Source organism: Anaeromyxobacter sp. SG64 (assembly GCF_022690745.1).
GTDB classification, from domain to species: Bacteria; Myxococcota; Myxococcia; order Myxococcales; family Anaeromyxobacteraceae; genus Anaeromyxobacter; species Anaeromyxobacter soli.
In genome coordinates this window covers 1-6194 of sequence record NZ_JALCZB010000155.1, presented here as the reverse complement: position 1 = coordinate 6194, position 6194 = coordinate 1, and the positions used below count along the sequence as shown (strand labels likewise).

Below are 6194 nucleotides of genomic sequence, written 5' to 3'. Positions count from 1 at the left end.
GAGGGCGGCGCGCCACAAGGCGAGGCGCGCCGAGTAGAGGTCGCCGCGCGCGAGCGCCTCGCGCGCCTCGGCGACGTGGGTGGCGCTCTCGCCGGTCCCCATCGCCTCGTCCCGGGCGCCGTACGTCTGCGCGTCCCGCCGCGTGCGCTCGAGCGTGTCCGCCTGCGCCGCGAGCGCCGCGTCGACGCCCGACGCGTCGCCCTGCGAGAGCGAGCGCAGCGCCTCGTCGAACGCGCCGAGCGTGGCGCCGGTCGCCTCGGCGCGTCCCGCCGTCGCCTCCGCGGCGGCCGTCTCGCGCCGCGCCTCCTCCTCCTCGCGCGCCGCGAGCCGCGCCTCGAGCGCGTCGGCCCGCGCGCGCTGCGAGTCCACCGCGCCACGCAGGTCCTCGACCTCCTTGCGGAGCTGCTCGAGCTCGGCGGTGCGCTGCGCGTCGTCGAGCGCCTGCGCGTCGAGGCGGAGCTGCTCCTCTCGCTGGGCCGCCTCCCGCTCCGCGGCGGTGCCTGCGTCGTCCGCGCTGCGTCCCACCGGCCGCGCGACGCCCGCGGCAGCGTTGCCGTCCGGCGCGCCGGAGGCGGTCCCGGCGGCGGCCTCCCCGCTCCGCGCGGGAGCCGCGGCCGGCTGCCCGGGTGAGCCCACGGGAGCGGTGGCGGCTGCCGCCGCGTCGGTCCCGCTCGCCGAGCTCCGGCCGTCGCGGGTCGCGTCCTGCGCCGCCGGGGCGCTCGCGGCCGCAGCCTCCTGGCGCCCGGCGCCGAGCGCCCGGGGGTCCGCCCCGGAGGCGGGCGCGGCGGGAGGCGCCTGCGCGGCGAGCAGCGCGATCAGGGCGGCGGCGAGCGTCATGCACCTGGAGCATTCGGCGCCCCCGGGCTCGCCGCAACGGCTCGGTGAACGGCAGGCTGGGCGTCGCCCCCGCGCTCTGGCAGGCTCGGCCGAGCACCCGAAGGAGGCCCCGTGTCCGTACGCCCTCGCCGCAGCGTCCTCTACGTCCCCGGCGCGAACGCCCGCGCGATCGAGAAGGCGCGCACGCTCGACGCCGACGCCCTCATCCTCGACCTCGAGGACGCCGTCGCGCCGGCCGCGAAGCGTGAGGCCCGCGCCCGCGTGGTGGAGGCGCTCGCGGCGGGCGGCTTCGGTCACCGCGAGCTCGCGGTGCGGGTGAACGGCCTCGCCACGCCGTGGGGGGCGGACGATCTCGCCGCCCTCGCGCGCGCCGGCGCGGATGCGGTGGTGCTGCCCAAGGTCGAGTCCGCCGCGGAGGTGCACGCGGCGGAGGCGGCGCTCGCGGCGGCCGGCGCCCCGGGGAGCCTCGCGGTGTGGTGCATGATCGAGACGCCGCGCGGCGTCCTTGCCGCCGCCGAGGTCGCCCGCGCCTCGCCGCGGCTCGCCTGCCTCGTCGCGGGCACGAGCGACCTCGTGAAGGACCTCGGCGCACGGCACACGCCGGGGCGGCTCGAGGTGCTGACGAGCCTCGGCCTCCTCCTGCTCGCCGCCCGCGCCGCCGGGCTCGCCGCGCTCGACGGGGTGCACCTCGACCTCGCGGACGACGCGGGGCTCGAGGCGAGCTGCCGGCAGGGGCGCGACCTCGGCTTCGACGGCAAGACCCTCATCCACCCGAAGACGATCGCGGCCGCCAACCGCGCGTTCGCGCCGGGCGGCGCGGAGCTCGAGGAGGCGCGCCGGGTGATCGCCGCGCACGCCGCCGCGGAGGCGGCGGGGCAGGGCGTCGTGGTGGTGGACGGGCGGCTCGTCGAGGCGCTGCACGTCGCCGCAGCGCGCCGCCTCGTGGCGCTCGCCGAGGCGATCGCCGCGCGGGGACCGGCTGCTGAGTGAGGGCACCCGCCCGGTTGACAGGAGCGTCCCCGGCCGACTACGCTCCGTCGATAATGCGAATCACTCGCAACATGGAGGAGGCGCCGCCCGCCTCTTCAGACGGCTGCGACGACGTCCGCTGCGGCTGCGGCAGCCTGCTCGCCCGGGTGGTCGAGGGGGCGGTCGAGCTCAAGTGCCGCCGGTGCAAGCGCGTCTGGCGGCTGCCCGTCCAGGGCGACCTCCGCGTGCTCGGCCCCTCGTCGCGCGCGGACTCGCGGTGAAGCACGGCGGCGCCGGCCCGCGCCGCTCCGCGCGCGCGCCGTGCGGCGCCGCACGGGGCCGCCGGTCGCCCCGCGCGGTGGACAGGGGTGTGCCCATTCCGTAGACTCCTCCGCTCCCGATGCGCGGAATCCGTGGGGCGACGCAGGTCGCGGCGAACAGCGTGCCGGCCATGGAAGAGGCCGTCGTCGAGCTGTGCCGCGAGATCGAGCGGCGGAACGAGATCGGCCCGGCCGACATCGTCTGGGCCATCTTCACCGTGACCCACGATCTCGACGCGGACTTCCCCGCCCGGTCGGCGCGGGTGGCCGGGTGGACGGGCGTCCCCATGATCTGCTCCCAGGAGATCCCGGTGCCGGGCTCGATGCCCCGGGTGGTGCGCGTGCTCCTGCACGTCGACTCCGCCGGGCCGCGCAGCCACGTGTATCTTCGCGGCGCCCAGGCGCTGCGGCCGGATCTGCACCGGGAGCCGTGAGCGGACCACCGATCATGATCCGTGAACAGTCAACGAGCCGAGCGAGCCCTTCGGGGCGCCACCGCGAGCGCCGCGGAGCCGCCTCGAGCCGCGCCCGGCCTGCGAGGCCGGCGGCCGCGGCGCGACTCGCCCGGTCGGGCGGGGGAAGAGCCCCCGTCTAGAGAGGACTTCGAGGACGATGGTGCCGATCAAGAAGAGCGCCTCCGAGGCGGAGATCGAGGGCGTCTCGGAGCCGTACGAGCTCGCCTCGCTGGAGCTGCACCCGGGCCGCACGATCGTGACGGTGGGGCGCGGCCCGGCCGCCGTCGCGTTCGGCGGGAGCCGCGTGCCGGTCGTGGCGGGGCCGTGCGCCGTGGAGAGCTGGGAGCAGCTCGAGACGGTCGCCCGCGCGGCGAAGGCGGCGGGCGCCCGGCTCCTGCGCGGCGGCGCGTTCAAGCCGCGCTCGTCGCCGTACACGTTCCAGGGGCTCGGCGAGGAGGGCCTCGCGCTGCTCGCCCGCGCGCGCGAGCTCACCGGCCTGCCGGTGGTGACCGAGGTGATGAGCCCGGACGCGGTCGGCCTCGTCGCCGAGTACGCCGACTGCCTCCAGATCGGCGCGCGCAACATGCAGAACTACGACCTCCTGCGCGCGGTCGGCGCGGCCGGCAAGCCGGTGCTCCTGAAGCGCGCGATGTCCGGCACGATCGAGGAGCTCCTCATGGCCGCGGAGTACGTGCTCGCGGCCGGGAACCCCGACGTCATCCTCTGCGAGCGCGGTATCCGGACGTTCGAGCGCGCGACGCGGAACACCCTCGACCTCTCCGCGGTGCCGGTCCTGAAGGAGCTCACGCACCTGCCGGTGGTCGTCGATCCCTCGCACGGGACCGGCAAGCGCAGCCTCGTGCCGGCCATGGCGCTCGCGGCGGTCGCCGCCGGGGCGGACGGGCTGCTCCTCGAGGTGCACCCGGATCCCGCGCGCGCCCGCTCCGACGGGCCGCAGTCGCTCACGCCCGCAGGGCTCGAGGCGCTCCTCCCCAGGCTGGCCGCCGTGGCGGCCGCGGTCGGGCGGGAGGTCTAGCCGTGGCCGCGAGCGCGCTCCCTCGCACGATGGGCGTCGTCGGCCTGGGGCTCATGGGCGCCTCGCTCGCGCGCGCCGTGCGCGCCGTCGATCCTTCCGTGCGCATCGTCGCGGTCGAGCCGCGGGAGGACGTCCGCGCCCAGGCGCTCGGCGACGGCGTCGCCGACGAGGCCCGCGCGGCGCCGGACGCCGCGCTCGCGGCGTGCGAGCTCGCCGTGCTCTGCACGCCGGTCGCCGCCATCGAGGCGCTCCTCGGGCCGGTCTCGCGGCTCCTGCCCGACGGCGCCGTGCTCACCGACGTCGGCGGCGCGAAGGCGCACGTCGTCGCCGCGGCGCGGGCGGCGGTCCGGCCGGGCGTCGCCTTCGTGGGCGCGCACCCGATGTTCGGCGGCCACGGCGGCTACGCCGGCGCGAGCGCCGACAAGTGGAAGGGCGGCACGGTGGCGGTCTGCACCGACGCGCCCGCCGAGGCGGTCGAGCGGGTCGCCGCGCTGCACCTCGCCCTCGGCGCCAAGGTGGAGCGCTGCACCGCCGCCGAGCACGACGGCGCGGTGGCGATGGTCTCGCACCTGCCGTACCTCGTCGCCTCCGCGCTCGCCGTCGCCGCGCGCGAGGCCGGCCCGCTCGCCATGAAGCTCGCCGGCCCGGGCCTCAAGGACATGACGCGCCTCGCGGCGTTCCCCTTCGACATCCAGGGCGAGGTCGCCCGGCGGAACGCCGGGCTCCCGGACGCGGCGGCGCGGCTCGAGCGCCACCTCGCGCGGCTCCTCGCCGCCGTCGTCGAGTCGCCCGAGGCGGCGCGCCACGCGCTCGAGGCCGCGCGAAAGGCGCGGGAGGAGATCTTTTGAGCACAGGAACCGGACCGCTCACCTGCCGTCGCGAGGGGCCGCTCCGCGGATCGATCGAGGTCCCGGGCGACAAGTCCATCTCGCATCGCGCGCTGCTCTTCGGCGCCCTCTCGACCGGCGAGACCCGCGTGCGCGGCCTCCTCGACGCGGAGGACGTCCACGCCACCCGCCGCGCCGTCGAGGCGCTCGGCGCGGCGGTGCGCGCCGAGGGCGACGAGCTCGTGGTCGTCCCGCCCGCGGCGCTGCGCGAGCCAGGCGACGTGGTGGACTGCGGGAACTCCGGCACGAGCCTCCGGCTCCTCACCGGCGTCCTGTCGGGCGTGCCCGGCCTCTCGATCCTCACCGGGGACGCCTCGCTGCGTCGCAGGCCCGTCCGCCGCGTCATCGATCCGCTCCGCCGCATGGGGGCGGATCTCTCCGCGCGCGACGGCGACCGGCTCCCGCCGGTGGTGGTGCGCGGCCGGCCGCTCCGGGGCGTGCGCCACGCGCTGGAGGTCGCGAGCGCGCAGGTGAAGAGCGCGTGCCTCCTCGCCGGGCTATTCGCGGAGGGTGAGACCTCGGTCGCCGAGCCGGAGCGCTCGCGCGATCACACCGAGCGCATGCTCGCCGGGATGGGCGTGCCGGTCCGCGTGGACGGCCTCGAGGTGACGATCGCCCCGGCGCGGCCCCGCGGCGGCCGCGTCGACGTCCCGGGCGACATCTCCTCGGCGGCGTTCTTCCTCTGCGGCGCGGCCGCGCTCCCCGGCTCCGAGGTGACGGTGCGGAACCTCGGGGTGAACCCGACGCGCACGGGCCTGCTCGACGTGCTCGCCGCGATGGGCGCCGAGGTGGTGCGGACGAACGAGCGCGAGCTCGCGGGCGAGCCGCGCGCCGACGTCACCGTGCGCGCGGCGGCGCTCCAGGCCACGGAGATCCGCGGCGCCATCATCCCCCGGCTCATCGACGAGCTGCCGGTCGTGATGGTGATGGCGACCCAGGCGCGCGGCCGGACCGTCATCCGCGACGCCCGCGAGCTCCGCGTGAAGGAGTCCGACCGGCTCGCCGCGATGGGAGAGACGCTCGCCCGGGCGGGCGCGCGGATCGAGCTCTTCGACGACGGCTGCGCCATCGAGGGGCCGACGCCGCTGCGCGGCGTGACCGTGCAGACGCGCCTCGACCACCGCATCGCCATGTCGATGGCGATCGCGCAGCTCCTCTCGGGCGAGGAGGTCGTGCTCGACGACGTCGCCTGCGTCTCGACGAGCTTCCCCTCCTTCTTCGCGCTCCTCGACGGGCTCTCCGGGGGCGGCGCGTGATCAGCGGGAGGACCGCCCTCTACGGCGTCGTCGGCCAGCCGGTGCGCCACAGCCGCTCGCCGGAGCTGCAGGCGGCGGCCTTCGAGCACCTCGGCATCGACGCCGTCTACGTCGCGCTGCCGGTGGCGCCCGAGCGGCTCGAGGAGGCGCTGCGCGGCGCGCACGCGCTGGGCTTCCAGGGCCTCAACGTCACGGTCCCCCACAAGCGGGCCGCGGCCGCGCTCTGCGAGGCGGTGGACCCGGTCGCGCGCGAGGTGGGGGCGGTGAACACGCTCCGGCGCACCGAGCGCGGCTGGGAGGGGTTCAACACCGACGCCGCGGCGTGCCTCATGCTGCTCGGCGAGGAGGGCCTCCGGCCCGGCGCGCGCGCGCTCCTCGCCGGGGCGGGCGGGGCCGCGCGCGCGGCGGCCTGGGCGCTCGTGCGCGCGGGCGCC

The 6194-nt window shown here is 77.7% G+C and carries 8 protein-coding genes; 7 read left to right on the top strand and 1 reads right to left on the bottom strand.

Features of this window, described 5'->3' with window-relative positions:
• Positions 1 to 837, bottom strand: an 837-nt coding sequence (locus MNZ29_RS23270; protein WP_242356969.1) for a hypothetical protein, incomplete at its 3' end; no start/stop codon positions are given.
• A 111-nt stretch (positions 838 to 948) separates the two neighbouring features.
• Between MNZ29_RS23270 and MNZ29_RS23265 the strand changes: the two genes are divergently transcribed.
• From MNZ29_RS23265 to MNZ29_RS23235, 7 genes are all read left to right on the top strand, one after another.
• The gene (locus tag MNZ29_RS23265; protein ID WP_242341441.1) at positions 949 to 1827 is read left to right on the top strand and encodes a CoA ester lyase; all 879 of its coding nucleotides are present in this window, start codon (positions 949 to 951) and stop codon (positions 1825 to 1827) included.
• Between the two features lie 53 nt (positions 1828 to 1880).
• Positions 1881 to 2087, top strand: coding sequence for a hypothetical protein (locus MNZ29_RS23260; protein ID WP_242356967.1), 207 nt, complete (start codon positions 1881 to 1883; stop codon positions 2085 to 2087).
• 119 nt (positions 2088 to 2206) lie between these two features.
• Positions 2207 to 2560, top strand: coding sequence for a chorismate mutase (gene aroH, locus MNZ29_RS23255; protein WP_242341439.1), 354 nt, complete (start codon positions 2207 to 2209; stop codon positions 2558 to 2560).
• A 178-nt stretch (positions 2561 to 2738) separates the two neighbouring features.
• Entirely contained in the window at positions 2739 to 3617 is an 879-nt protein-coding gene (gene aroF, locus MNZ29_RS23250) for a 3-deoxy-7-phosphoheptulonate synthase (protein ID WP_242341438.1), read from the top strand.
• 2 nt (positions 3618 to 3619) lie between these two features.
• Complete coding sequence (locus tag MNZ29_RS23245) at positions 3620 to 4465, top strand: prephenate dehydrogenase (protein ID WP_242341437.1); 846 nt, start codon at positions 3620 to 3622, stop codon at positions 4463 to 4465.
• Complete coding sequence (gene aroA, locus MNZ29_RS23240; protein WP_242341436.1) at positions 4462 to 5760, top strand: 3-phosphoshikimate 1-carboxyvinyltransferase; 1299 nt, start codon at positions 4462 to 4464, stop codon at positions 5758 to 5760. The genes MNZ29_RS23245 and aroA overlap by 4 nt, the downstream gene beginning before the upstream one ends.
• On the top strand, positions 5757 to 6194 hold a 438-nt coding region (locus MNZ29_RS23235), incomplete at its 3' end, for a shikimate dehydrogenase (RefSeq protein WP_374110858.1). The genes aroA and MNZ29_RS23235, both read left to right, overlap by 4 nt.

Bases quoted from the DNA above. Each gene is read 5' to 3' on its own strand.
- aroF (WP_242341438.1), top strand. From the start codon at position 2,739: ATGGTGCCGATCAAGAAGAGCGCCTCCGAGGCGGAGATCGAGGGCGTC.
- MNZ29_RS23260 (WP_242356967.1), top strand. From the start codon at position 1,881: ATGCGAATCACTCGCAACATGGAGGAGGCGCCGCCCGCCTCTTCAGAC.
- aroH (WP_242341439.1), top strand. From the start codon at position 2,207: ATGCGCGGAATCCGTGGGGCGACGCAGGTCGCGGCGAACAGCGTGCCG.